Origin of the sequence: Cupriavidus basilensis OR16, from assembly GCF_000243095.1 — a bacterium.
Taxonomy (GTDB): Bacteria; Pseudomonadota; Gammaproteobacteria; order Burkholderiales; family Burkholderiaceae; genus Cupriavidus; species Cupriavidus basilensis_D.
The window spans coordinates 25599-49641 of record NZ_AHJE01000094.1 but is presented as its reverse complement, the minus strand read 5'-3'; the positions used below and the strand labels follow the sequence as shown (position 1 = coordinate 49641).

The 24043-nt window shown below is 66.3% G+C and carries 18 protein-coding genes, 1 tRNA gene and 3 pseudogenes; 14 read left to right on the top strand and 8 right to left on the bottom strand.

Annotated elements, in window-relative coordinates; all coding sequences use genetic code 11:
* Positions 1–48: 48 nt before the first annotated feature.
* Positions 49–318, bottom strand: a complete 270-nt coding sequence (locus OR16_RS29440) for a hypothetical protein (RefSeq protein WP_006162281.1) — start codon at positions 316–318, stop codon at positions 49–51.
* 192 nt (positions 319–510) lie between these two features.
* Here OR16_RS29440 and OR16_RS29435 point away from each other — a divergent pair, with 192 nt between their 5' ends.
* Positions 511–1413, top strand: coding sequence for a LysR family transcriptional regulator (locus OR16_RS29435; RefSeq protein WP_006162280.1), 903 nt, complete (start codon positions 511–513; stop codon positions 1411–1413).
* Positions 1414–1464: 51 nt separating this feature from the next.
* Here the strand turns inward: OR16_RS29435 and OR16_RS29430 are convergent, their stop codons facing one another.
* The 4 genes from OR16_RS29430 to OR16_RS29415 form a co-directional block, all read right to left on the bottom strand.
* Positions 1465–4161 carry a DNA topoisomerase III gene (locus OR16_RS29430; protein WP_006162279.1) on the bottom strand — a complete coding sequence of 899 codons (2697 nt, stop codon included), beginning with the start codon at positions 4159–4161 and terminating at the stop codon, positions 1465–1467.
* A gap of 268 nt (positions 4162–4429) precedes the next feature.
* The gene (locus OR16_RS29425; RefSeq protein WP_006162278.1) at positions 4430–4834 is read right to left on the bottom strand and encodes a thioredoxin family protein; all 405 of its coding nucleotides are present in this window, start codon (positions 4832–4834) and stop codon (positions 4430–4432) included.
* Positions 4835–4960: 126 nt separating this feature from the next.
* On the bottom strand, positions 4961–6115 hold the full coding sequence (gene dprA, locus OR16_RS29420; protein WP_006162277.1) for a DNA-processing protein DprA: 1155 nt from the start codon (positions 6113–6115) through the stop codon (positions 4961–4963).
* Complete coding sequence (locus OR16_RS29415; protein ID WP_006162276.1) at positions 6112–7284, bottom strand: LysM peptidoglycan-binding domain-containing protein; 1173 nt, start codon at positions 7282–7284, stop codon at positions 6112–6114. Before OR16_RS29415 ends, dprA begins: the two co-directional genes overlap by 4 nt.
* Positions 7285–7446: 162 nt before the next feature.
* Between OR16_RS29415 and def the strand changes: the two genes are divergently transcribed.
* The 11 genes and pseudogenes from def to OR16_RS29365 all read left to right on the top strand — a co-directional run bounded on the left by def (position 7447) and on the right by OR16_RS29365 (position 17640).
* On the top strand, positions 7447–7962 hold the full coding sequence (gene def, locus OR16_RS29410; RefSeq protein WP_006162274.1) for a peptide deformylase: 516 nt from the start codon (positions 7447–7449) through the stop codon (positions 7960–7962).
* Positions 7963–8072: 110 nt separating this feature from the next.
* Complete coding sequence (gene fmt, locus OR16_RS29405; protein ID WP_043421637.1) at positions 8073–9086, top strand: methionyl-tRNA formyltransferase; 1014 nt, start codon at positions 8073–8075, stop codon at positions 9084–9086.
* Between the two features lie 80 nt (positions 9087–9166).
* Entirely contained in the window at positions 9167–9808 is a 642-nt protein-coding gene (locus OR16_RS29400; protein ID WP_006162271.1) for a LysE family translocator, read from the top strand.
* A gap of 183 nt (positions 9809–9991) precedes the next feature.
* Positions 9992–10814, top strand: a pseudogene (gene htpX, locus OR16_RS29395) (zinc metalloprotease HtpX).
* 198 nt (positions 10815–11012) lie between these two features.
* Positions 11013–12365: a 16S rRNA (cytosine(967)-C(5))-methyltransferase RsmB gene (rsmB, locus tag OR16_RS29390; protein WP_006162268.1), complete on the top strand. Its 1353-nt coding sequence runs from the start codon at positions 11013–11015 to the stop codon at positions 12363–12365.
* 19 nt (positions 12366–12384) lie between these two features.
* A pseudogene (locus OR16_RS29385) lies at positions 12385–12969 on the top strand (DUF4390 domain-containing protein); the annotation flags it as partial.
* Positions 12970–12983: 14 nt separating this feature from the next.
* Entirely contained in the window at positions 12984–15410 is a 2427-nt protein-coding gene (locus tag OR16_RS29380) for a sensor histidine kinase (RefSeq protein WP_043421635.1), read from the top strand.
* Between the two features lie 52 nt (positions 15411–15462).
* Positions 15463–16167, top strand: a complete 705-nt coding sequence (locus tag OR16_RS29375) for a response regulator (RefSeq protein ID WP_006162262.1) — start codon at positions 15463–15465, stop codon at positions 16165–16167.
* 60 nt (positions 16168–16227) lie between these two features.
* Positions 16228–16303 (top strand) — tRNA-Phe (locus OR16_RS29370).
* Between the two features lie 151 nt (positions 16304–16454).
* Entirely contained in the window at positions 16455–16760 is a 306-nt protein-coding gene (locus tag OR16_RS43755) for a hypothetical protein (RefSeq protein ID WP_141639939.1), read from the top strand.
* Between the two features lie 55 nt (positions 16761–16815).
* Positions 16816–17640 carry an aquaporin gene (locus tag OR16_RS29365; RefSeq protein WP_006162260.1) on the top strand — a complete coding sequence of 275 codons (825 nt, stop codon included), beginning with the start codon at positions 16816–16818 and terminating at the stop codon, positions 17638–17640.
* Here OR16_RS29365 and OR16_RS29360 read toward each other — a convergent pair.
* The gene (locus OR16_RS29360) at positions 17624–19330 is read right to left on the bottom strand and encodes a carbohydrate porin (RefSeq protein ID WP_006162258.1); all 1707 of its coding nucleotides are present in this window, start codon (positions 19328–19330) and stop codon (positions 17624–17626) included. The two genes, OR16_RS29365 and OR16_RS29360, sit on opposite strands and share 17 nt — an antisense overlap.
* A 478-nt stretch (positions 19331–19808) precedes the next feature.
* On the opposite strand from OR16_RS29360, the gene OR16_RS29355 reads away from it, so the two are divergent.
* Positions 19809–20942, top strand: a complete 1134-nt coding sequence (locus tag OR16_RS29355) for a TRAP transporter substrate-binding protein (protein ID WP_006162257.1) — start codon at positions 19809–19811, stop codon at positions 20940–20942.
* Positions 20943–21045: 103 nt separating this feature from the next.
* A complete protein-coding gene (gene rarD / locus OR16_RS29350) occupies positions 21046–21936 on the top strand; it encodes an EamA family transporter RarD (protein ID WP_006162256.1) in 891 nt (296 codons plus the stop codon).
* Positions 21937–22177: 241 nt separating this feature from the next.
* Here rarD and OR16_RS29345 read toward each other — a convergent pair.
* Together OR16_RS29345 and OR16_RS29340 are read right to left on the bottom strand one after the other, a co-directional pair.
* A pseudogene (locus OR16_RS29345) lies at positions 22178–23180 on the bottom strand (2-dehydropantoate 2-reductase).
* 47 nt (positions 23181–23227) lie between these two features.
* Positions 23228–23992, bottom strand: a complete 765-nt coding sequence (locus OR16_RS29340) for a class II aldolase/adducin family protein (protein ID WP_006162252.1) — start codon at positions 23990–23992, stop codon at positions 23228–23230.
* Positions 23993–24043 lie beyond the last annotated feature (51 nt).

The window sequence follows — 24043 nt, the reverse complement described above, 5'->3', positions numbered from 1 at the left end:
CGGGTGGAACCGCCATAAAATGCGGTTCCCGCTGACGGGGCGCCTGAATTACAGGGTAGCGGCACCGTCGCTGAATACGTCGAACTTGCTGGCCTTGGCGCCATCGGTGTACGGGTCGAACTTGCCGGTGCGAGCGCCGTCCGTGAACGTGTCGAACTTGCCAGCCTTGCCGCCGCTGCTGTAGACCGAGGTCTGGGTGGCGCGGGCGCCATCGGTGTACGTGTCGAACTTGCCAGCCTTGGCAAATGCGGGGGCGGCAGTCAGGGCGGCGGCCAGCGTGGCGGCAGCGGCGATCAGGGCGAAACGTTGGTTTTTCATGATTGAATCCTTTCCACAGGCAGGACGCCTTGTCTTCTCAGCAGCCTTCGCTGCAATGCGGCATCCGATGGCTCCATATTAGGTATTTCCCTGATATGAATAAACATTGCCTCAGACAATGATTAGTTGTAGTTTTGACAATAAATAACCCACTTTCCGTAAAAGTTCGCGGGCAAGACTGGAGACTATGTCATGGACCGGCTGCAATCGATGCGCGTCTTTTCCAAGGTGGTCGAGCTGGGCAGCTTTGCTCGTGCGGCGCAACAATTGGAAATGTCCAATGCGGTAGTGACACGCTACGTAGCCGATCTGGAGAGCCACCTTGGCACGCGGTTGCTCAACCGCACCACCCGCAGCCTGTCGCTGACCGACGCCGGGGAAACCTACCTGCAGCGTTGCCAGCAGATCCTGGAAGACGTGGAGGAGGCCGAATCGGTGGTAACGGCACGCAGCCAATCGCTCTCCGGCACGCTGCGGCTGGTGACGCCGGTGATGTTCGGCCTGCACCTGCTGCCGGACACGCTGGCGCGCTTCCAGGCCCTGTACCCGGACGTAGTGTTCGACGTGCAGCTGTCGGACCGTATCGTCGATATTGTGGAAGAGGGCCGCGACGTAGGCGTGGTGCTGTCGGACCTGGGACTGGGCTCGCACCTTGTCGCGCGCCCGCTGATCTCCGCCGAGATCATCCTGTGCGCCTCGCCGGGCTACCTGCGCCAGCACCCGCCGCTGCGCCACGCGCACGAGCTGAGCAATCACCGCTGCATCGCGATGCGCATTCCCACCGCGGAACATGAATGGACGCTGTCGGGCCCGGAGGGCGAGGTGACGGTACCGATCCGCCCTGGCCTGCTGTGCAGCAATGCCGAGCTGGCGCACCAGGCGGCGCTGGCCGACATGGGCGTGGCGATGCTGTCATCCTACCTGGCACGTCCCAATATCGAGTCGGGGCGGCTCACGCACATCCTGACGCAGTACCAGTTGCCCAAGCGCGATATCAGCGTGGTCTACCCGAGCCGCAAATTCCTGCCCACCAAGGTCCGCGCCTTTATCGATTTCCTGCTGGAAGAGGGCAAGATCCGCAACGACGTGCGCTAAAGGAGAGGAAGGCAGACGCGGAGCCGGCAGGACGCCGGCTCCGCGAACAGCTCACTCCTCGGCGTCGGCCGTGGCTTCGTCGTCGGCGCGGGACTTGCCGGTAGCGCGCTTGGCTGCCGGCGCCTTGGCCGCGGCTTTCTTTGCCGCAGGTGCCTTCTTGGCAGCCGGCGCCTTCTTGGCCGCTGCTTTCTTGGCCGGTGCCTTGGCCTTGCTCACCGCTTCGGCGGCCTGATCCTCGCCGCCAGCCTTGGCCGCTGCACCCTTGGCCGCCGTCTTGGCGCCTGCCTTGGGCTCGCGCGCCTCGAACTCGAAGCCGATCTTGCCGTCCGGCTGCTTGGCCAGGAAGGCCTTGAAGTTGCGCCCGGTGCGCGACGACTTGAAGCCGGTCAGCAGGTCCGTGCGGCCCACGCCCAGCAGCTTGCCGATCTGCTCGCGCGAGATCTCCTGCTGCAGGATGATCTTGCCCGTGGTGAAGTCGCAGGCCTTGGGAACGGCTACGCTGTTCTCGCACACGTACTTCATGCCGTGCTCGTACACCGAGCCGCCGCATTTGGGACAGGCGCCAACCGCTTCCTGGGCGCTGAAATCCACCGGCTCGCCGTCGTTGTCGTCATCGTTCTGGCCGAAGTCGAATTCCATCTTGTAGTGGCCTTCGTCGTCCTTGCCCAGCTTGAGGATGGCGGCAAACGGCCGGCCCATCTTGCTGCGGAAGCCTTGCAGCGGGCCGATTTCCTTCTTCAGCAGCAGTTCTTCGACTTCGTCGATCTCGAACTGGCGCCCACCCGGGATCTTGCTGATCGAGAATTCGCACGCGGTGCAGGCGAAGCGGCGGTAGTTCTCCTTGACCTGGCTGCCGCACTGCGGGCACGGCGTGGCCAGCGTGGCGTAGTCGCCCGGGATGGTGTCGCTGTCGTATTCCTTGGCGCGCTTGACGATCTGCTGCGTCATCTGCGCGATCTCGCGCATGAACTCGTCGCGCTTCAGGCCGCCGCGTTCGATCTGCGACAGCTTGTGCTCCCATTCGCCGGTCAGCTCGGCCTGGGTCAGTTCCAGCACACCCAAGCCGCGCAGCAGTGTCATCAGCTGGAAGGCCTTGGCGGTGGGAATCAGCTCACGGCCTTCGCGCACCAGGTATTTCTCGGCGAGCAGGCCTTCGATGATGGCCGCGCGGGTGGCCGGCGTACCCAGGCCCTTGCCGGCCATGGCCTCGCGCAGCGCGTCGTCGTCCACCAGCTTGCCGGCGCCTTCCATGGCGGACAGCAGCGTAGCTTCGTTGTAGCGCGCCGGCGGCTTGGTGGTCAGCATCACGCCATCGACCTTGTCGGTCTTGACGCGCTCGTCCTTGGCCACCGCCACCAGGTTGGCCTCGTCGCCCTGGGCTTCGCGGCCATAGATCACCAGCCAGCCCGGATTGACCAGGACCTTGCCTTCGGTCTTGAAATGATGGCTCGCCACCTCGGTGACGCGGGTGGTGACCTGGAACTCGGCCGCCGGGAAGAACACCGCCAGGAAGCGGCGCACCACCAGGTCATACAGCTTCTGCTCCGGCTCCGAGAGGTTCTTCGGGGCTTGCAGCGTCGGGATGATAGCGAAGTGATCGCTGATCTTGCTGTTGTCGAAGATCTTCTTGTTGGGCTTGATCCACCCGCTTGCCAACACCTTCTTGGCATGCGGCAGGTAATTCGGCGAGCTCTCGGCCAGCATGTCCATGGTCTGCTTGACCGTGTCCATGTAGTCCTCGGGCAGTGCGCGCGCATCGGTACGCGGGTAGGTCAGCACCTTGTGCTTTTCATACAGCGCCTGGGCCAGTCCGAGCGTGTTCTTGGCCGAGAAACCGAAGCGCGAGTTGGCCTCGCGCTGCAGCGTGGTCAGGTCGAACAGCGCCGGTGACTGCTGCGAGGACGGCTTGGACTCTTCGGTAACGGTGCCGGTCTTGTCGCGGCACGCCGCCACGATGCTCTTGGCCTCCGCTTCGCTCCACAGGCGCGACTCGCGCGTCTCCGGATCGAATTCGCTCTTTTTGAACTTGGGGTCGAACCAGCGGCCTTCATAGAGGCCGGCGGCGGCGATGAACTCGGCGCGCACTTCCCAGTAGTCGCGCGGGACGAACTTCTTGATCTTCTCTTCGCGCTCCACCACGATCGACAGCGTGGGGGTCTGCACCCGGCCAACCGTGGTCAGGAAGAAACCGCCGCCCTTGCTGTTGAAGGCGGTCATGGCGCGCGTGCCGTTGATGCCCACCAGCCAGTCGGCTTCGGAGCGGCAACGCGCGGCGTCCGCCAGCGGCAGCATGTCGGCATCGTCGCGCAGGCGGGCAAAGCCGTCGCGGATCGCCTGCGGCGTCATCGACTGCAGCCACAGGCGCTGTACCGGCTGCTTGGCCTTGGCCTGCTGCTGGATCAGGCGGAAGATCAATTCCCCTTCGCGCCCCGCGTCGCAGGCGTTCACCAGGCCGGTGACGTCCTTGCGCTTGATCAGGCGGTTGAGCACCTTCAGCCGCGACTCGGTCTTGGCGATGGGGCGCAGGTCGAAGTGGGGGGGAATCACCGGCAGGTTGGCGAAGCTCCACTTGCCTCGCTTGACCTCGTACTCGTCCGGGGCGGCGATTTCAACCAGGTGGCCGACGGCCGACGAAAGCACGTAGTCGTCACTTTCGAAGTATTCGTCATGCTTGGTAAAGCCCCCGAGGGCACGGGCGATATCGGCCGCAACCGATGGCTTTTCCGCGATGATGAGGGCTTTTGACATGGATCGGATCCTTGCTGGCCGCACTCTGGCGACCTGCGAATTATTGCCACTAAGGGCTCTGCACTATATGTAAACAGCGAGCTTGGGGCTTTGAGGCGCCAATAATAAGCGCGGTTCCGACGGCGGTGCAAGCAAGCTGCCTCCGCCGTCGCCGTCAAACGGGCGCTGCTGGCGTGTGGGCCGGCCCTGTACAGCCGCTGCCCGCTTCGTTTTTTGACTGCATTTTCCGCTGGCGCTCCTGGCCTGCGCCATGCGCGAATGACCGGGGTTAGTCGTCGTTAGCGCCCGGCGCCAGCCACTCCAGCACGTTCGGCACCGCTATGCCGGCCGTCGCTGCCATAGCCGCGCCGCGCGCCAGCATGCGCTCGAGCACTTCGATGTGCGGCAGCAGTGTGCCGTAGAACTGCGGCGCGCCGCCTGCTGCCGGCTGCACCAGCAGCGTCGGAAAATTATCGATGTCGAGATCGCCCAACTGGTCGGCATGGGTTTCGATATCGATCCATACAAAGCAATCACCAGGAAACCTGGCGGAAAGCGCCGTGAACGCCTCCTGATAGGTCCCACAGGTGCCGCACCAGGCTGCGCACAGGCAGGCTACCAGACGTCCTTGCGGACGTGCTGCCAGCGCCCGGGCGATCGCGCCCTGGTCCTGCTCCGGAAAGTAAACGGTCATGACGGCGGAAACATGAGCCTTTTCAGGCACGGGAAATCGTTTGATTGTAGCGGCCGCCAGGAAATCCGTTTTTCGGCCCTCTTTTTCAGCCCCCTTTTTTCGGCCACCGGCCCTCAGCGTCGCTCGCTAGCTTACACGGCGATAGACATTGCCCGGCAGGCGCTCCACCGCGCCCGCCAGCTCCAGTTCCAGCAGGCTGGCCACCACTTGCTCGGGCGGCAGGGCGGTACGCGCGCATAGCGCGTCCAGCGTGACGGGGTCGTGGGTGAGCGTGAGGCCGAGGACATCATCCAGCCCGGGCATGGGTGCCGGCGCCACCGGCCGGGCGGCTTGCCCCGCCATGCCGAGTTCCTCGAGCACGTCCTGGGCGGTTTCCACCAGCTTGGCGCCCTGGCGGATCAGCAGGTGGCAACCTTTGGACAGCGGCGCATGGATGGAGCCCGGAATGGCGTAGACCTCGCGCCCCATCTCGGCCGCCAGCCGGGCCGTGATCAGCGACCCCGAGCGCGCTGCGGCCTCCACCACCAGCACGCCGCGCGCGAGCGCCGCGATGATGCGGTTGCGTTGGGGGAAATGGTGGCTGCGCCCTGGCATGCCGAGCGCGAACTCGCTGACGATGGCGCCATGGGCCGCGATGCGGTGGGCCAGGTCGCGATGGCGGGCGGGGTAGACCAGGTCGGCACCGGTACCGATCACCGCCACGGTGCCGCCAGCGCCTTCCTGCGCACCTTCCAGCGCACCTTCGTGGGCCGCGCCATCGATGCCCAGCGCGAGCCCCGACACCACGCTCAGCCCGGCGCCGGACAACACGCGGGCGAAGCGCCGCGCATCCTCCACGCCCTGCACGGTGGCGCTGCGCGCGCCGACCATGGCAATGGCCGGGCCGCCAAGCGCTTCCAGCCGGCCTTTGACGTACAGCACCAGTGGCGGGTCGGACAGATCCAGCAAGGGGCGGGGATAGGCCGCATCGGCCAGTGTCACCACATGGTTGCCAGGCACGGCGGCCCAGGCCACCGTGCGCTCGACCAGCGCCATGGTGACGGCATCGGGCGGGGCCAGCAGCGCCCGGGCATGTTTTTCGGGAATGACCGCCACCAGCGCGCTGACGGTCTGCGCCAGCAGTTGGTGCGGCAGGCCGAAGGTGGCCAGCAACTGGCGCAAGGCGCCCGTGCCCAGGCCGCGGGCACCGGTCAACCGCAGCCAGGCCTCGATGTCGGCGGCGCTGCGGGTGGTGGCGGGCACCGGCACCGGGTTGGCGCCGGTAGCTGCCAGCCCGGTCAACGCGGCGATGTCACGCGGTCGCCCACCTCGATCGCGTTCGAGGCGTCGGTGACCAGGGCGTAGGCCACGCCGGGGAACACCCGGAACACAAAGGCCAGGCCGTAGCGCTCGTCGGGCAGCTGGATGGCGCGATTGCCGTCCGTGCGATCGCGCACCACCTGGCCGGCGCGGGACAGCGCGAGCACGTGGCCGGGCTCCAGGCCTGCGGCGGTGCCGATATTGAGCACCACCACCTGCTTGGCGCCGCCGAACTGCACGCCACCGTAGACCGCCGCGATGCGGCCATCGAGCATGACATCCGGCGCGCGGGGCACATAGCGCACCGGCTCGCGCGCCGGCTGGGGCATCAGCAAGGTGCCGGAACCCATTTCCTGCTGGGCCTGGGTGACCTTGATGGTGGTCACCGCGTCGAAGCCCTCTGGCGCACGCGTTACGCGGACATTGCCCTGGTACTCGGCTTCATAGCCCAGCACCCGGCCGGTGACCGGGTCCTTGAGGGGCTTGACCGGCTTGAAGGCCTGCCAGTCGCTGCCGACCACCGCCTCGGGCGGGGAGATGCCGCGCGCGTAAGCGGTGTCGCCGATGCCCAGGTAGACCCGCGACTCGGTCAGGGCCATGATGCGCGCCGAGGTCTCCAGCGTGCCCTGGTCCACCACCAGCGGGCGGATCAGGAAGGGCTCGATGTCCTTGGCGGAAATGCTGGCGATGGCGCCATCGGGGCCGCCTTCGCTGCGCATGGCCGGCGTGAGCCGTACCGTGCCGCCGGCCTCGGGGCTGGTCGAAAGCCAGGCGCGGCCGTCGCGCTGAATCAGGTACAGGACCTGACCGGGATAGATCAGGTGCGGATTGCGGATCTGCTGCTGGTTCATCCCCCACAGCTCAGGCCAGCGCCAGGGCTGGCGCAGGAAGCGCCCGGAGATCCCCCAAAGTGTGTCACCCCCGCGCACGACATATTGCTGGGGCGCGTCCGAAGCCAGGTCGGCGGCCGCGATGCCGCGTTGCGCGGTGACGCTGGCCTGGGCCCGCTGGGCCGGGGTGACGGTAAGATCGGTGGCATGTACTGGCGCCCCTGTGACGGCAGTGATTCCAGCCGCACACAACATCCAACGGGCAAACGCGTACGGCCTGCGGCCCGGCGCCGCGTGGTGTTCTTTGGTAAGATCGCGCATTTTCTCGAACCGGCTGGCAGAACAGCCGGATTGACCCTGGAGAGCGTGCCTGTTGCGGCGCGCCTTGAATTTTTGTACTTGCGCCCCGATTCTGCATGTAAACACCCGTAGCCGCAACGCGCGGGTCACATGTGTGAGCGGCAGGCGTTGCGCCCCAGCATCATGGCTAAACTCGATATCCTGACCTACCCCGATCCCCGCCTGCATACCGTGGCTAAACCGGTTGCCGTGGTGGATGACCGCATCCGCCGCCTGGTGGAGGACATGGCCGAGACCATGTACGACGCGCCCGGCATCGGCCTGGCCGCGACCCAGGTGGACGTGCACGAGCAGGTGGTGGTGATCGACATCTCCGAGACCCGCGACGCGCTGCAGGTCTTCATCAACCCGGAGATCCTCTGGTCCAGCGACACCCGCAAGGTGGCGGAAGAGGGCTGCCTGTCGGTGCCCGAGGTCTACGACCGCGTCGAGCGCCCGGACCATGTGCGCGTGCGCGCCCTGAACGAGAAGGGCGAACCCTTCGAGATCGAGGCCGACGAACTGCTGGCCGTGTGCATCCAGCACGAGATAGACCACCTCAAGGGCAAGGTCTTCGTCGAGTACCTGTCGCCGCTCAAGCTCCAGCGCATCAAGTCCAAGCTGACCAAGCTGCACAAGCGCGAACGCACCCGCATGTAAGGCAGCCGCGGCCGGCCGCGCCAGCACCGGTCTGCTATCGTATTGCCTTCCCGATGAATCAAGTTACCGGCCGCTGATGCGGCCGGTGCCGCTTTATGCCGGAGCGCGCCATGTCCCAAGCCGCAAGCCCATCCCAAGCGCTGCGCGTCGCCTTTGCCGGCACGCCCGAATTCGCCCGCGTGGCGCTCGAAGCCATCCACGCCGCCGGTTTCCCCGTGGTGGCGGTGTTCAGCCAGCCCGACCGGCCAGCCGGCCGCGGCCTGCAACTGCAAGCGAGCCCGGTCAAGCAATACGCGCTCGAGCAGGGCCTGGGCCCGGTGCTGCAGCCGCGCTCGCTGCGCCGCAACGGCAAGTATCCCGAAGAGGCCGGCGCTGCCGTGGACGCGCTGGCGCAAATCGCCCCGGACGTCATGGTGGTGGCCGCCTACGGCCTGATCCTGCCGGCCGAGGTGCTGGCGTTGCCGCGCTACGGCTGCCTGAACATCCATGCCTCGCTGCTGCCGCGCTGGCGGGGCGCCGCGCCCATTCACCGTGCCATCGAGGCCGGCGACGCGCAAACCGGCATCACGCTGATGCAGATGGACGAAGGGCTGGATACCGGCGCGATGATCCAGGGCGAAACGGTGCCGATCGGCCCCGACGACACTACCGGCACCCTGCACGACACGCTGGCCGCGCTGGGCGGGCGCATGGTGGTGGACGCGCTGCGCCGCCTTGCCGCTGGCCAACCGCTCGCCGCCACGCCGCAGCCTGCCGAGGGCGTGACCTACGCCGAGAAGATCGCCAAGGAAGAAGCGCCGCTGGACCTGCACCGCCCAGCTACGGTGCTGGGCGCCCAGGTACGCGCCTTCAACCCGTTCCCCGGCGCCACCGTGCAGGTCGGCCAGACCGTCATCAAGTGCTGGCAGGCCCAGCCGCTGACGGCCGCCGGCGGCCAGCCGCAGGTGCCGGGCACCGTGCTCGCGGCGGATGCCGATGGCGTCGTGATTGCCTGCGGCGAGGGCGCACTGCGCGTGACCGAGCTGCAGAAGCCGGGCGGCCGCCCGGTGCCGGCACAGCTGTTCCTGCAAAGCATGCCGCTGCCGGCGGGCACCCTCTGCGCCGTGCCTGAAGGCGCGGCATAATTGCCCTGCGCTTGCAGCCAAGCCACTGTGGCTGGCTGGCCGCATGCGCCCTGCGTCCCACCCTTCACCGGCGGCCAACCATGCTCGGCATCACTGACCTTCCGCTGTTCGTCGGCGCGGTATTCCTGCTCAATGTGACGCCTGGCCCGGATACCGCCTATATCGTCGGGCGCAGCGTGGCGCAGGGCAGGGCGGCGGGCGTGGTCTCGGCGCTCGGTGTCAGCGCCGGCTGCTGCGTGCACTCGCTGGCCATCGCCTTCGGCCTGACCGCCTTGCTGGCGGCCTCGGCCACCGCCTTCACCCTCATCAAGTTTGCCGGCGCGGCCTATCTGGTGTGGCTCGGGCTGCGCCTGATCTGGCAGCGGTCCGCGCCCTCCGGCGCAGCCGCGGCGAGCGCCGCGCAGCCGGGCGCGCGCGGCCTGCGCGCTTTGTTCATGCAGGGCTTTCTCACCAATGTGCTGAATCCCAAGGTGATCCTGTTCTTCATCCCCTTCTTCCCGCAGTTCGTCGATCGCCACGCTGAGCACCAGGCCCTGGCGTTTCTGGCCCTGGGCGGCATCATGGTGGCGATGTCGACGCTGTGGAACAGCCTGGTGGCATGGATGGCGGGTACCCTGACCCGCCGCGCCAGCGAAGCGCCGCGCCTGAAGTGCTGGCTGGATCGCATTGTAGGCATGGCATTCATCGGGCTGGGCGCGCGCCTGGCCTTCGCCCAGCGCTAGGCACGCTTGCCGGGCCCCCGGGGCGACGAACGGCCGCCGGCGCCTTCTGCTCTTTTTTTAGGCAGTCCACGGTTGAATTTCCGGCCCGCGGTACTATCTAAACATCACCGCGACACGCGTCCCGCGGCACGGCCAGTCCGGCCACCCGGTGTGCGCGAGGATGTTTCTTCGGAGATCACGACAATGTTCAACTGGGTCAAGACCTTCATGCTGATGGCCGCCATCACGGCGCTGTTCATCGTCATCGGCGGCATGGGCGCTGGGCATGAACTTCTTCTCTTACTGGTTCTCGGACAAGATGGTCCTGCGCATGTACAACGCGCAGGAAGTCGATGCGAGCACGGCCCCGCAGTTCTACGGCATGGTGCAAGAGCTGGCGCAGCGCGCCCAGCTGCCGATGCCGCGCGTGTACCTGATCAACGAGGACGCGCCTAATGCCTTCGCCACCGGCCGCGATCCGGAGCATGCCGCGGTTGCGGCCACCACCGGCATCCTGCGGGTGCTGTCGGAGCGCGAGCTGCGCGGCGTGATGGCGCATGAGCTGGCCCACGTGCAGCACCGCGACATCCTGATCTCGACCATTGCCGCGACCATGGCCGGCGCCATCGCCGCACTGGCCAACTTCGCCATGTTCTTCGGTGGGCGCGACGCTAACGGCAACCGCTCCAACCCCATTGCCAGCATTGCGGTGGCGATCCTCGCCCCGCTGGCGGCCTCGCTGATCCAGATGGCGATCTCCCGTGCCCGCGAGTTCGAGGCGGACCGCGGCGGCGCGACCATCAGCGGCGACCCGCAGGCACTGGCGATGGCGCTCGACAAGATCCACCGCTATGCGCAGGGGATTCCGTTCCCGACCGCGGAGCAGCACCCGGCCACGGCGCAGATGATGATCATGAACCCGCTGTCGGGCAGCGGCATCGCCAACCTGTTCTCGACCCACCCGGCCACCGAGGAACGGGTGGCGCGGCTGATGCAGATGGCCCAGACCGGCGTCTACCCGGTCTAAGCGTGCCGCGCTAGCCCCCTGGCGCGCCAGCCTGGCGCAAAAACGCCGGCCCCTGGCGCATACAGGGTAAACTGCCCGCCGTGCTTCCCCGGAAGCGGCGGGCAGTGTTTTTTGGCCTCGCCCGGCCTCGCCGCCAGTCCTCGCCGCTTGCGGCTTGCCCCCTGCCACCCCGTCTTACCGTCTCACTGCCCCACTGTCATGCGCCTGCAACACGAATCCCTCGCCTTCCAGATGCTCGCCGCCGCGGCTGCCGTACGCGGCGTCAACGAAGGCAGCGCGCTGCCGCTGGCCATCGAGAACGCCGCCGCCCAGTACCGCCTGGACCGCGTGCGCGACGCCGCCACGCGTGGCGCCCTGCAGGACCTGGCCTACCGCACCATGCGCCAGTTCGGCACGGCGCGCGCGCTGGTCACCAAGCTGGTAACCAGGCCGCCCGGCGCACTGGTGGATTCGCTGCTGGCCGTGGCCCTGGCGCTGCTGGTCGAGGACGAGCAGGGCGAGGGCGGCTATACCGAGTTCACCGTGGTCGACCAGGCCGTCAGCGCCGCGGCCTCCGAGCCCAAGACCGCGCATGCGCGCGGGTTGGTGAATGCCGTGCTGCGCCGTTTCCTGCGTGAACGCGAGGCGTTGCTGGCCGAGGTGCGCCAGGACGACGAAGCGCGCTGGAACCTGCCCGCCTGGTGGCTGGACGCGCTGCGCAAGGCGTACCCGGACCAGTGGACCGCGCTGGCCGAGAGCGCCAATGTGCGCCCGCCCATGACCCTGCGCGTCAATACCGCGCGGGTCTCGGTGCCTGACTACCTCAAGCGCGTGCTCAACGCCGGCATGGCGGGCGTGGCCATCGGCCCGCAGGCCGTGCGGCTGGTGCGCGCGTTTCCCGTATCGCAGATCCCCGGGTTTGCCGAGGGCGATGTCTCGGTGCAGGACGCGGGCGCACAGATGGCAGCGCCGCTGCTGGACCTGGCCGACGGCCAGCGCGTGCTCGATGCGTGCGCCGCGCCCGGCGGCAAGACCGGCCATATCCTGGAGCTGGCCAAGGTGGAAGTCACCGCGCTGGAGAGCGATGCGCAGCGCGCCACGCGCATTGACGAGAACCTGGCTCGGCTGGGCCAGCAAGCCACCGTGGTGGTGGGCGACGCCAGCCGCCCGCAGGACTGGTGGGACAACCGCCAGTACGACCGCATCCTGGCCGACGTGCCGTGCTCCGCCTCGGGCATCGTGCGCCGCCACCCGGACATCCGCTGGCTGCGCCGCGAGGTGGATATTCCCCGGCTGGTCACCGAGCAGCGGCGCATCGTGTCGCAGCTCTGGAACCTGCTCAAGCCGGGCGGCATCCTGGTCTATGTCACCTGTTCTATTTTCCCAACGGAGAACGAAGAGCAGGCGCGCTGGTTTGGTGCACAGCTACCAGATGCGATACGATTGCAAGCGCCCGGCCAGATGCTGCCGGGTAGCAAGGATCAGTTGGCCGGTGGCGGTGATGGCAGCCAGGAAGGCCTGCCCACCGATCACGATGGCTTCTTCTACGCCCGTTTCCAGAAACGACCCTGACCGATCCCAATCGATCCCAATGCCGAACCCGCTTCGCTTGTTCGTCCTTCGCGTCCCAGACGACAGTGCGTGCGTGCCCCTTGAGGCGGCTGGTGCAGCCGGTTCAGTAGCCGGTGCCGGCCCGGCATGCCGGGCGCGGCTGGCGTCGTGGTGGCTCGCGGCGACCATCATGCTCGGCGTGCTGATGACGCTGATCGCGCTGCCGGGCATGGCGCGCGCCGAAGGCATTGAAGTCAACGAGGCCCGCATCGAGTACCAGGACGGCGGCTTCGACCTGGCCGCGAGTTTCGATTTCGATCTGCCGCCGCCGCTTGAAGACGCGCTCAACAAAGGCATCTCGCTGTATTTCGTCGTCGATTTCCAGCTCACCCGCCCGCGCTGGTACTGGTTCGACGAAAAGCCCGTCAATGCCAGCCGCAGCGTGCGGCTGTCCTACCATCCGCTCACACGCCAGTACCGCGTCTCCACCGGCGGCCTGCAATTGCCGTTCATGCGGCTCAAGGGCGCGCTGCAGTTCATCCAGCGCGTGCGCGGCTGGCGCGTATTCGAGCGCAGCATGGTCAAGCCGGGCGAGACCTACCAGGCCGAGGCACGCATGCGCCTCGCCGGTTCCGGCGCGTGCTTTACCGCGTCGTGGCGGGCATCATCGTATTCCTCGCGCTGGTGCTGGTAGCACTGCTCGCCGGCGCCTCGGCCAATACCGAATTCTTCGATCGGTACTTCACGCTGCTGTTCAAGATCAACCTGGTGATCGGCATCCTGCTGGTGCTGATCATCGGCGCGCTGGCGCTGACCTTGTGGCTGCGCTACCGCCGCGGCAAGTTCGGCACGCGGCTGATGACCAAGCTCGCCGTGTTCTTTGGCGTGGTGGGTGTGCTGCCCGGCGTGCTGATCTACCTGGTGTCCCTGCAGTTCGTCTCGCGCAGCATCGAGTCCTGGTTCGACGTGCGGGTCGAGACCGCGCTCGAGGCCGGCCTCAACCTTGGCCGCTCCACCATCGACAGCTCGCTGTCGGACGTGCAAGGCAAGGCGCGGCTGATGGCCGACCAGCTCACCAGCTCGCCGAATGTCGCCACCTCGCTGCAGCTCAACCGGCTGCGCGAGCAATACGGCGTGCAGGAAGCCGCCATCTTTACCGGCAGCGGCCGCGTGATCGCCACGGCGTCGAGCAACTATGCGTCACTGGTGCCGGACCTTCCTTCCGGCGTGCTGGCCGAGCAGGCCCGGCTGGCCGGCGGCTATGCCGCGGTGGAAGGGGGCACCGATCCGTCGGTCGACAGCCATCACCAGCCCGAGCGTACCGATGGCACCCACCTGTACCGGCTGCGCGTCATCGTGCCGCTAGGCCCCGCGCCCGCCGCGCAAACCAACGCCCCGCCAACCACCGATGGCGCCGGGCGGCTCGCGGGCAAGCCGCCCGGCAATGCCGCCAGCCGCTGGGCCGGCTCGGGGCTGTCTGTCGAGCGCCGCCCCGAGGACGCCGCATCCTCCGGCTTCGGGCTGATGGGCGACACGGTGCGCGAGGAGCGCTACCTGCAGGTCGTGCATCCGGTGCCGGCAGCATTGGCGCGCAATGCCGACGAAGTCCAGCGCGCCTACCAGGAGTACCAGGAAAAGGCGCTCGGCCGCACCGGCCTGCGCAAGATGTATATCGGCACACTGACGCTCACGCTGTTCCTCGCGGTGTTCATTGCCGTGATGCTGGCGCTGCTGCTCGGCGGGCAACTGGCGCGGCCGCTGCTGATGCTGCTGCAAGGGACCAAGGAAGTGGCCGAAGGCGATCTCTCGCCCAAGCGCGAACTGAAGAGCCGCGACGAGCTCGGCATGCTGACCCAGCAGTTCAACATGATGACGCGCCAGCTATCGGAAGCGCGCATCGCGGTGGAGCAGAACCGCAGCGCGCTCGAGAAATCAACGGCGTATCTCGAGAGCGTGCTGCAGAACCTCACCGCCGGCGTGTTCGTGTTCGATCGCCGCTTCGTGCTGATCACCGCCAACCCCGGGGCCGAGCGCATTTTCCGCCAGCCGTTTGTCGGCGCGCTGGGCCAGCCCATCGACAGCATCCCGGCCCTGGGCCCGTTTGGCGAGATCGTGCGGCAGGCATTTTCGGAGCAGAGCACCAGTGAAATGCTTGGCGGCGCGCAGCACTGGCAAAAGCAGATCGAGCTGCCGCAAAGCGACGAGGAACAGGCACTGACGCTGCTGGTGCGCGGCGCACGCCTGCCTGGCGGGCGCGGCGACGAGCGCGACGAACCCGGCTACGTGGTGGTATTCGACGATATCTCCGATGTGATTTCCGCCCAACGCTCGGTAGCGTGGGGCGAAGTGGCCCGGCGCCTCGCGCATGAGATCAAGAACCCGCTGACCCCGATCCAGCTCTCGGCCGAGCGCCTGCAGATGAAGCTCTCACCAAAGCTGGAGGGCCAGGATGCCGACGTGCTCAAGCGCGGCGCCACCACCATCGTCAACCAGGTGCAGGCCATGAAGCGCATGGTCGACGACTTCCGCGACTACGCGCGCACGCCGCCAGCGCTGTTGCAGTCACTACAGCTCAATGGCCTGGTCGCCGAGGTGCTGCATCTCTACGGCATCGATGACACCGGCGCGCACGAGCATGCCGTGATCCATCCGTCGCTGGCTGCCGTCCTGCCGGAAATCAAGGGCGATCCGACCCAGTTGCGCCAGGTGATTCACAACCTGCTGCAAAACGCGCAGGATGCCGTGGCGGACAACCTCGGCGCGGCTAGGGCGGCGCCCCATATCGCTCTGCACACCGAGACTGTAGAATACAAAGATTCTGCCGGCGAAGACCGGCAGGCCGTCAAGCTCACCATTGCGGATAACGGTCCCGGTTTCGCTCCGCGTATCCTTAGTCGCGCGTTCGAGCCGTATGTGACCACCAAGGCCAAAGGAACAGGCCTGGGTCTTGCGATGGTGAAGAAGATCATTGACGAACACGGCGCACGCATCGAGTTGCGCAATCGCATGGAGGGCTCCGAAATCATCGGGGCCCAGATCTCCATCCTGTTCGTTAAACTGGCATAGTCAATGTGCGGCCCCGAACCCGGTAAGCCGCGGTGGGGTCAAGAGGGGAAGTATGGCAACCATCCTCGTAGTCGACGACGAAATGGGTATCCGGGAGTTGCTCTCGGAAATCCTCAGCGACGAAGGCCATGTGGTCGAAGTGGCAGAAAACGCGCAGAAAGCGCGCGAGTACCGTGCCGGCAATACGCCTGACCTGGTGCTGCTTGACATCTGGATGCCCGATACCGATGGCGTCACGCTGCTCAAGGAGTGGTCGGCTCAAGGCTTGCTGTCCATGCCCGTCATCATGATGTCAGGGCACGCAACCATCGATACCGCGGTGGAGGCAACCAAGATTGGCGCGCTCAATTTCCTCGAGAAGCCAATTGCCTTGCAAAAGCTGCTGTCGGCGGTCGAGCAGGGCCTGGCGCGTGGCATCGAGCGTCCGCGCGCGGGCGTGGCCGCAGGCGCGGCGCTGCCCGCGAACGGCAATGGCGAGGGCACGGCAGCAATTGCCGCGGAAAGCGCCGCTGAGAGCGCGAACGGCAGCCCGCAACGCTTGCCTGAAGCCGAGATGCATTTCTCCTTCGACATGCCGCTGCGCGAAGCGCGCGACCTGTTCGAGCGCGCTTACTTCGAATACCACTTGCTGCGCGAGCACGGCAGCATGACCCGCGTCGCCGAGAAAACCGGCCTCGAACGCACCCACCTGTACCGCAAGCTCAAGCAGCTTGGCGTGGAGCTCGGCCGCAACAAGCCGGAACCTGCGGAACAATGATGCGGTGATGCACGCAGCGCTTGACCGGGTCGAAAAGCGCTGCTATAGTTTCGCTTCTTTGGCCCGGTAGCTCAGTCGGTAGAGCAGAGGATTGAAAATCCTTGTGTCGGCGGTTCGATTCCGTCCCAGGCCACCAGCATTACGAAAAAGCCCAAGATCTGAAAAGGTCTTGGGCTTTTTCCATTGTGCCCGCCGATTCATCGCTGCCTTGCAGGCCTCCCAGGGAGGCGCTCCAGGAAGAAGCCGGGGCACGGCATCATCCACTCATCCCGTACGCATGTCACCGCTTGGAACACGGCCTGGAGGTGTTTATCGCCGCCATTGCAGTGGCGTCGACGCGCGCCTGCAAGACCTTGCAATCTCGCCTGTCTCCGCCTAATGTTCAGGCACGAATTTCTCTATCCAGTGCCATCGCGCCAGCGATTATCGGCATTGCGCCAATTACCCCAAAAATCCGCCTCTTGCATTTGCTCCTGACCTCCGGATTTCGCGATGCCATGCAAGGCAATCGCGCCATCCAGATGGCGATTCGGCAAGACCCGCCACGCATTCGATACCACCGGTTCATTCAAAACAACCCAGGCGTGCATTGACGCTGGAAGGCGAAAAACGAAACACTGCGCGCTCCCGCCCATCACTGCAAACCCGATGCACGCGCCTTCCTCCGATGTCACGACCGACCCGGTCCACGCTGCCGACGCACGCAGCGCAAGCGTACCTACACCTGCGAGCACGCTTGGCCAGCGCCTGGTTGCGGAGGGTCTCGGCACGGCGCTACTGGTGGCGGTGGTGGTGGGCTCGGGCATTCGCGCGCAGCAGCTGGCCGGCGGCAATGTCGCCCTGGCCTTGCTGGCGAACTCGCTGGCCACGGGAGGCGGGCTGATTGCGCTATTGCTCGCGCTGGGACCGGTCTCGGGCGGACACTTCAACCCGGTCGTCACGCTCTCGGCGATGGTGCGCGGCGCGCTGCCGGCGCGCGATGCCTGGCGCTACGGGCTGGTGCAGATGGGCGGTGCCGTCGCAGGGGTTGCCTGCGCGCACGCGATGTTTGGTGAGCCGATGCTGGCCTGGTCGGCGCAAAGCCGTACCGGGCCATCGATGTGGTGGAGCGAGTTCGTCGCCACCTTTGGCCTGATCGGCGTGGCGATCGGCACCGGGCGCAGCCGGCCCGGGCTTGTGCCGTTCGCGGTGGCGGGCTATATCACGGCGGGGTACTGGTTCACGGCATCGACGTCATTCGCCAACCCGGCGCTCACCGTTGCGTGCGCGCTGACGGCAACCTTCACCGGCATTCGCGCCATCGATGTGCCGGGCTTCGTGCTGGCGCAGATGGCGGGAGGGCTGAGCGCCACGCTGGTCTTCCACTGGCTGCTGCGAGCCCCGGCTGCGCTGCCGGGCCGTGCGCCGTTCACGCGAAAGACGCCATGGCGAACCGCGGCCACGGCGAATACGGCGCCTACCAGCGGCGATTGAGCTGCACGCCGAAGATAGAGCCGGAGGTCTGCGAAGCCCAGGTATCGGCGGGGGAGGCAAAGGCGATGCCATCCACGTCGCTGGCCTTGCTGTAGGTGTAGAAGGCGCGCAGATTGGCATTGCCAGCCGCCTTGCCGAGCGTGAAGGTAGGCGCCACGGTCACCGCCGTGCGCTGTCCGCTGGTGCCGAAGCCCGATGATATCTGGTCGTGCGCTACCTCGAAGGTCAGCTTGAACTGGTCGCTGGCAATATAGGCCGGGCGCACACGCGTAGCCATCCATTGCAGCGTGCCCACCGGCGAGCGGTCAAACTGCAGGCTGGACTCGACCGAGCCCGCCAGGCCCAGCCCCGAGCGTTGCTTCCACTCCATCGATTCGGCCACGCGTACCCGCGACAAGGCGGGTCCCATGCCGGTGTAGCCGGTCAACGCGTTACGGCTGCCTTCGCCAAACTGCATGCCGAAGCGATTGGTTCCGGCGAGCACGCCCTGTTGCTCGTGCATGGCCGACACCCACCACGCACTGCCGGTCTGCTGGATCAGCGGCTGCGCTTCCACGCGCGTATAGCCCAGTTGCACCGAGCCTTTCTCGTTGGTGGCGATGGGCGCGGTGCGCAGCGAGTGATAGCTCGGCAGGTTGGCGCCATTCAGGTCGTTGCGCGCGGTGTACTGGTAGTTCAGCGCGATATCGCCAAAGCGTGCGTTGTCCACGCCGAAACGCATTGCCGGCGACGTGGGCGGCAGCAGGCCCGACGACATCAGGAAGGACGAGTTCTCGCGCCGGCCGGCCCACATGGTGGCGCCGTCAAGCACCGACAGGCCACTGACCGAGGTATAGATCTGCGGCAGCAGGGCGTAGGGATCGACCGCGGCCGGGCGGCCATTGATCGAGGTGGCATCGGTCCCCTTGGCCTGCGCCACCAGTTGCACCTGGGCGCCGCCGTCGAGCGAAAACAAGGACTCCTTGACCTTGACCTCTCCGGTGCTGCGGCAGGCCATGCCGCCGCCGATGCCGGTGGACAAGGTGCCACCGCCAGCACAGGCTCGGGTGGAGGCGGTGCGATCGTCATAGGCGGCGCGCCCGCTGTAGCCGAGCCGCCAGACCTGTTCGCCGGCAGGATCGCTGGGGGGCAACTGGGACACCAGCGCATAGCTTTCGTCGGCCGGCGCCGGCTCGTCGGCGGCCTCGCCCTCGGAAGGCGTGGCGGCCTTCGGCGCCGTGTCTGCCACGAACTCGCCAAGCCGCTTGGGAAAGAACACCACGGGCGGGGGAGGCGCGACAACCGGCTCAGGGGGCAGGGGTGGCTCGGGCGGGCCAGCGAGTTCGATGCCGTCGTCGCCCAGGCCGGCATTGGCCCAGGTAGCGGGCGGGGGCGGCTCTGGCAGGGCGGGGTTGGATGAAGCCCCCTCGGCAACGGCGGCTTTGGGCTCTTGCTGCGCCACAGCCGCGGCAGGCGCGTCAGCGGCCTGCGGCCCGCCCGAGATCAAGGTGGCCAGCGGGTCGGTTTCAGGCGCGGAGGCCGGACTCTGCATGGCCACAGGCGCTGCCTGCGCGTCGGCTGCTATCAGGCCCGGCCCAGCTCCGGTCTGCGCGCGCGCGTTCAGTCCCCAGGCGGCCAGCACGGCAATGGCAAGGCAACGCGAGCGGAACGCCGGCGAACGGCCGGAGGCGGGCGAAACGGCAAACAACATAGGACAGGGCCAGTAGGGCGTGATTTTTTAACAGTCGACCGATTGGACAGCAAGCGGGGTTACAAAATCCGCGGCCGAGCGTCCTTCTCACCATATGGAATACGTCGATTGCGCCGCCTGACAGGTCGCGGCGCAGCCATGCCAATGGGAGCGGAGCGGGATGACAGGACGATGTGCGGCGCTGGCGAAATGTGCACTTTCCTAGCGAAAACCCGGACTTGCTCGCCCTCCCGTGGCGAAAGGGCCACCGCTATAATCACCTGGCCAGTCCGACGGGTACGGACCGGCCCCCGAGCCTGTTACGAAGGCATGCCAGGATACGCCACGTTCCTGGTGTGTCCTCGTAACAGGCTCATTATTGCGCGGCCGTCGTACCCCGGTTGCCTGCGCGTCACGGTACAGAGCGGGACGCCCACGCAAGACGCGGGTGTGCCCAACCCCTGCTGCCGCACTAAAAATCTATAAAAGAGGAGAAGTCATGGAACGTCGTTCCTTTCTGTTGAAGGCATCGGCCGTGGCCGCCACGGGTGCGCTGGCCGCGTGCGGCAAGGAAGAAAAGGCTGCTGCGCCGGTCGCCGCCGGTGCCAGCGCACCGGCCGTGATCGGCAGCAATCCGGCCGTGGAATGGCGCCTGGCTTCGAGCTTCCCCAAGTCCCTGGACACCATCTACGGCGGCGCCGAGCTGCTGTCGCAAAGGGTCAAGGAACTGACCGACGGCAAGTTCAACATCAAGGTCTTCGCCGCCGGCGAACTCGTGCCGGGCCTGCAGGTGCTGGACGCGGTGCAGAACAACACCGTGCAGATCGGCCACACCGCCGGCTACTACTACTTCGGCAAGAACCCGACGCTGTGCTTTGACACCACCGTGCCCTTTGGCCTGACCTCGCGCCAGCAAAACGCCTGGATGATGCAGGGCAACGGCATGAAGCTGATGCGCGAGTTCTTCAAGGAATACAACGTCGTCAACTTCCTGGGCGGCAATACCAACGCGCAGATGGGCGGCTGGTTCCGCAAGGAAATCAAGACGGTTGCGGACCTGCAGGGCCTGAAGTACCGCATCGCCGGTTTCGCCGGCGTGGTGCTGTCGCGCCTGGGCGTGGTGCCGCAGCAGATCGCCGGCGGCGACATCTATCCCGCGCTGGAAAAAGGCACCATCGACGCCGCGGAATGGGTCGGCCCGTACGATGACGAGAAGCTTGGCTTCTACAAGGTTGCCCCGTACTACTACTACCCGGGCTGGTGGGAAGGCAGCGCGCAGCTGTCCTTCTACTCGTCGGCAACCGAGTACGAGAAGCTGCCGGCGCTTTACAAGCGCGCGCTGGAAACGGCCACCATCGAGGTCCACACCAACATGATGGCCAAGTACGACGCGGTGAACCCGCAAGCGCTGGCCCGCCTGCTGGAAAACGGCGTGAAGCTGCGTCCGTTCTCCAAGGAAATCATGGAAGCGTGCTTCAAAGCCACCCAGGACGCCTACGCCGAAGAAACCGCCAAGAACCCGTCGTTCAAGAAGATCTACGACGACTGGCGCGTGTTCCGCAACAATGAAGCGGCGTGGTTCAACGTGGCCGAACAAGCGTTTTCGCAGTTCAGCTTCGCGCGCAAGCTGTAAGCGCGCGGCTGCCACCCGCGAGCTGGCGCAAGCCAGCGATAAGCCCGTGCCCTGCACGGGCTTTTTTACGCCGGTAGAATCCCCCGATTCATTGGGACTCTTCATGCAAACCGGCATCATCTACGCGCTGCTCGCCTACATCATCTGGGGCTTGCTGCCGCTCTATATCAAATCCCTCCACGGCATCGCGCCCATGGAGATCCTGCTGCACCGCATGGTGTGGTCGCTGGTGTTCCTGGGCCTGGTGCTCACCTGGCGGCGCCACTGGGGCTGGCTGCGCGGCGTCTGGGCCAATCCACGCCTGCTGGCCGGCTTTGTCGCCAGCGCGCTGCTGCTCAGCGGCAACTGGTTTCTCTACATCTGGTCGGTATCGAACGGGCGGGTGGTGGACGCCAGCCTGGGCTACTTCATCAATCCGCTGTTCAACGTGCTGCTGGGCGTGCTGTTCCTGCACGAACGACTGCGGCCAGGCCAGTGGGCCTCGATCGCCCTCGCGGCGGCTGGCGTGGTCTGGCTGACCGTGGCCGCGGGCCAGTTGCCATGGATCGCGCTGGCGCTGGCCGCCACCTTCGGCGGCTACGGGCTGCTGCGCAAGACCGCCACGCTGGGTGCGCTGGAAGGCCTTTCGCTGGAGACCATGCTGCTGTTCCCGCTGGCGGCAAGCGCCCTGGCTTACCTGTTCGCGACGGGCCAAGCCGACTTCACCGAGGTTGACGGCGGGGTGCAGTTGCTGGCGCTGCTTGCCGGGCCGGTCACCGCCGTCCCCTTGCTGCTATTCGCGGCCGGAGCGCGGCGCATCCCGCTGTCCTTGCTGGGGCTGCTGCAGTACACCGGCCCGACGCTGCAGCTGCTGCTGGGCGTGTGGCTCTGGAACGAGCCGTTCCCGGCCAGCAAGCAGATCGGCTTCGCGATGATCTGGATATCGCTGGCTGTCTATGCGATCGAGGGGATATGGGCGGGGCGGCAGCGGGCAAAGCTGGCGGCGCAAGGGTAAAGAAGGGGCCTCACGGCGGCCCCTTAGTATTTCTGCCAACAATGAATTGCGTTGATTGTGAAGAATAAACATTCCTCACATGGATAGTTTGAGCGCCTTTGAGGCGATACACTCAACGAGCAGTGCGCCAAGGATTGGCGATCCAGGTCAAAACCATTCTCGCTATTTATCAAAACTCGAATAAATAAGATTCATTGATTGATAGCGAGAATACAAAACCCCATTACCCGGACACACCGGGTCAGTAAAGCCCGCGCACCTGCGCATGCAGCCGTACCAAGCCCAGCAGTGCGTCGATGTTGGGGGTCGCGATCCCGACGTGCTCGCCAATTTCGCGCACCGCTGCCAATTTCGCGCACCGCTGCCACCAGCGCATCGATCTCCACCGGCCGCCCGGCCTCGGCATCCTGCAGCATCGAAGTCTTGAAGGCACCCAGCTTGCGCGTGACCTGGCTGCGCTCCTCCCCGCTCTGCACAATCGGGCAACCGATAAGCGCGCCGATCTTGCTGGCTTCTTCCATGACCGACAGGCAGAAACGATTGACCAGCGGATCGTCGAGGATGCGGTCGCAGGTGGCCCCAGTCAACACGGAGACCGGGTTCATCGTCATATTGCCCCACAGCTTGAACCAGATGTCCTGCTGGATCGCCGCGCTGCGCTCGACCTCCAGGCCGCCGCTGGCGAGCAGGCTGGCCACGGCCTCGAGCCTGCCGGCCGCCATGCCCGTACCACCACCCGCGGCGCCCAGGATCAGGCGCGCGCCAAAACCATGGCGCACAGTGGCCGGGGCGGGCGTGGCGGCGGTCAGGTGCACTACGCATCCGATCACCTGCGCGGCCGGGATGGCACGTGCAATGACCCCTTGCGGATCCACGGTGCGCAGCGACAACCCGGCGTGCGGGCCGGGCCGCTCGAAGAACCACCATGGCACGCCGTTCATCGCGGTCACCACCACGGTATCGGGGCCAATCAGCGGTCCGATAGTCTGCGCCAACTGCGGCAGCGCCGGCGCTTTCACCGCCAGGACCACCACATCTTGCGTACCTAGCGCTGCGGGATCGCCTTGCGCGTTGACCGCGAAGGTCTCGCTGCGCTCGCCCTCGATCAGGGTCAGGCCTTGCGAGCGCAGCGCCTCCAGCGTCTGGCCGCGCGCCAGTACATTGAGCGCCTGCCCGGAACGGGCGAGCCGCGCGCCGATAAAGCCGCCGACGGCACCTGCGCCGACGATGCATAGGGATGTCATGACTGCCTTGTTCCTGTTAGTTTATTCTTGTTACGAATCAAGCCCATCTATTCACGATACGATTCATCGATACGATCAATTTCACGGGTCAGCGCCGCGAACACGTCTTCGCCCGCGCCGAACTTGGGATCGAACTGCAGCGAGTCGCGCGTGCACTTGCGCTGGATCTCCTCCGGCACCGGCAGCGCCGCGCCCATGGCCAGCGTGGCCAGCTGGATTTCGCAAGCGCGATTGAGCAACCAGAGCGTGGAAAAGGTGCGCGCAATGCTGTCGCCCCAGGCCAGCAAGCCATGGTTGCGCAAGATCACGGCGGGCTTGTCGCCGATATTGCGCACCAGGCGCGGCCCCTCGTCCTCGTGCACGGTAATGCCTTCAAACGGATGGTAGGCCACCTTGCCGAACAGTTGCGCCGCGTAGAAGTTGCTCATCGACAGGCCTTGCGCCGAACAGGCGACCGCCATGCCGGCCGTGGTGTGCGTATGCATGACGCAGTGCGCGCCCGGGATGCCGGCGTGAATCGCCGCATGCACGGTGAAGCCCGCCGGATTGACCGGCCAGCGGCTTTCGCCGATGACCCGCCCGGTCAGGTCGATCTTCACCAGGTTGGAGGCGGTCACCTCCGCGTAGCGCAGGCCGAAGGGATTGATCAGGAAATGAGGATTGTTGCCATCGCCACCAGCCTCCGGCGGCAGGCGCAGGGTGATGTGGTTGTAGATCAGCTCGGTCCAGCCCAGCCGGTCGAAGATGCGGTAGCAGGCGGCGAGCTTGACGCGCGCCTCCCACTCCGCCGGATGACAGTTGGCAACAGCCATGCAGGTCTCCTCTCGCGTCGCTTGCGGCGTCGGTGCGCGCGCTCTCGGAAT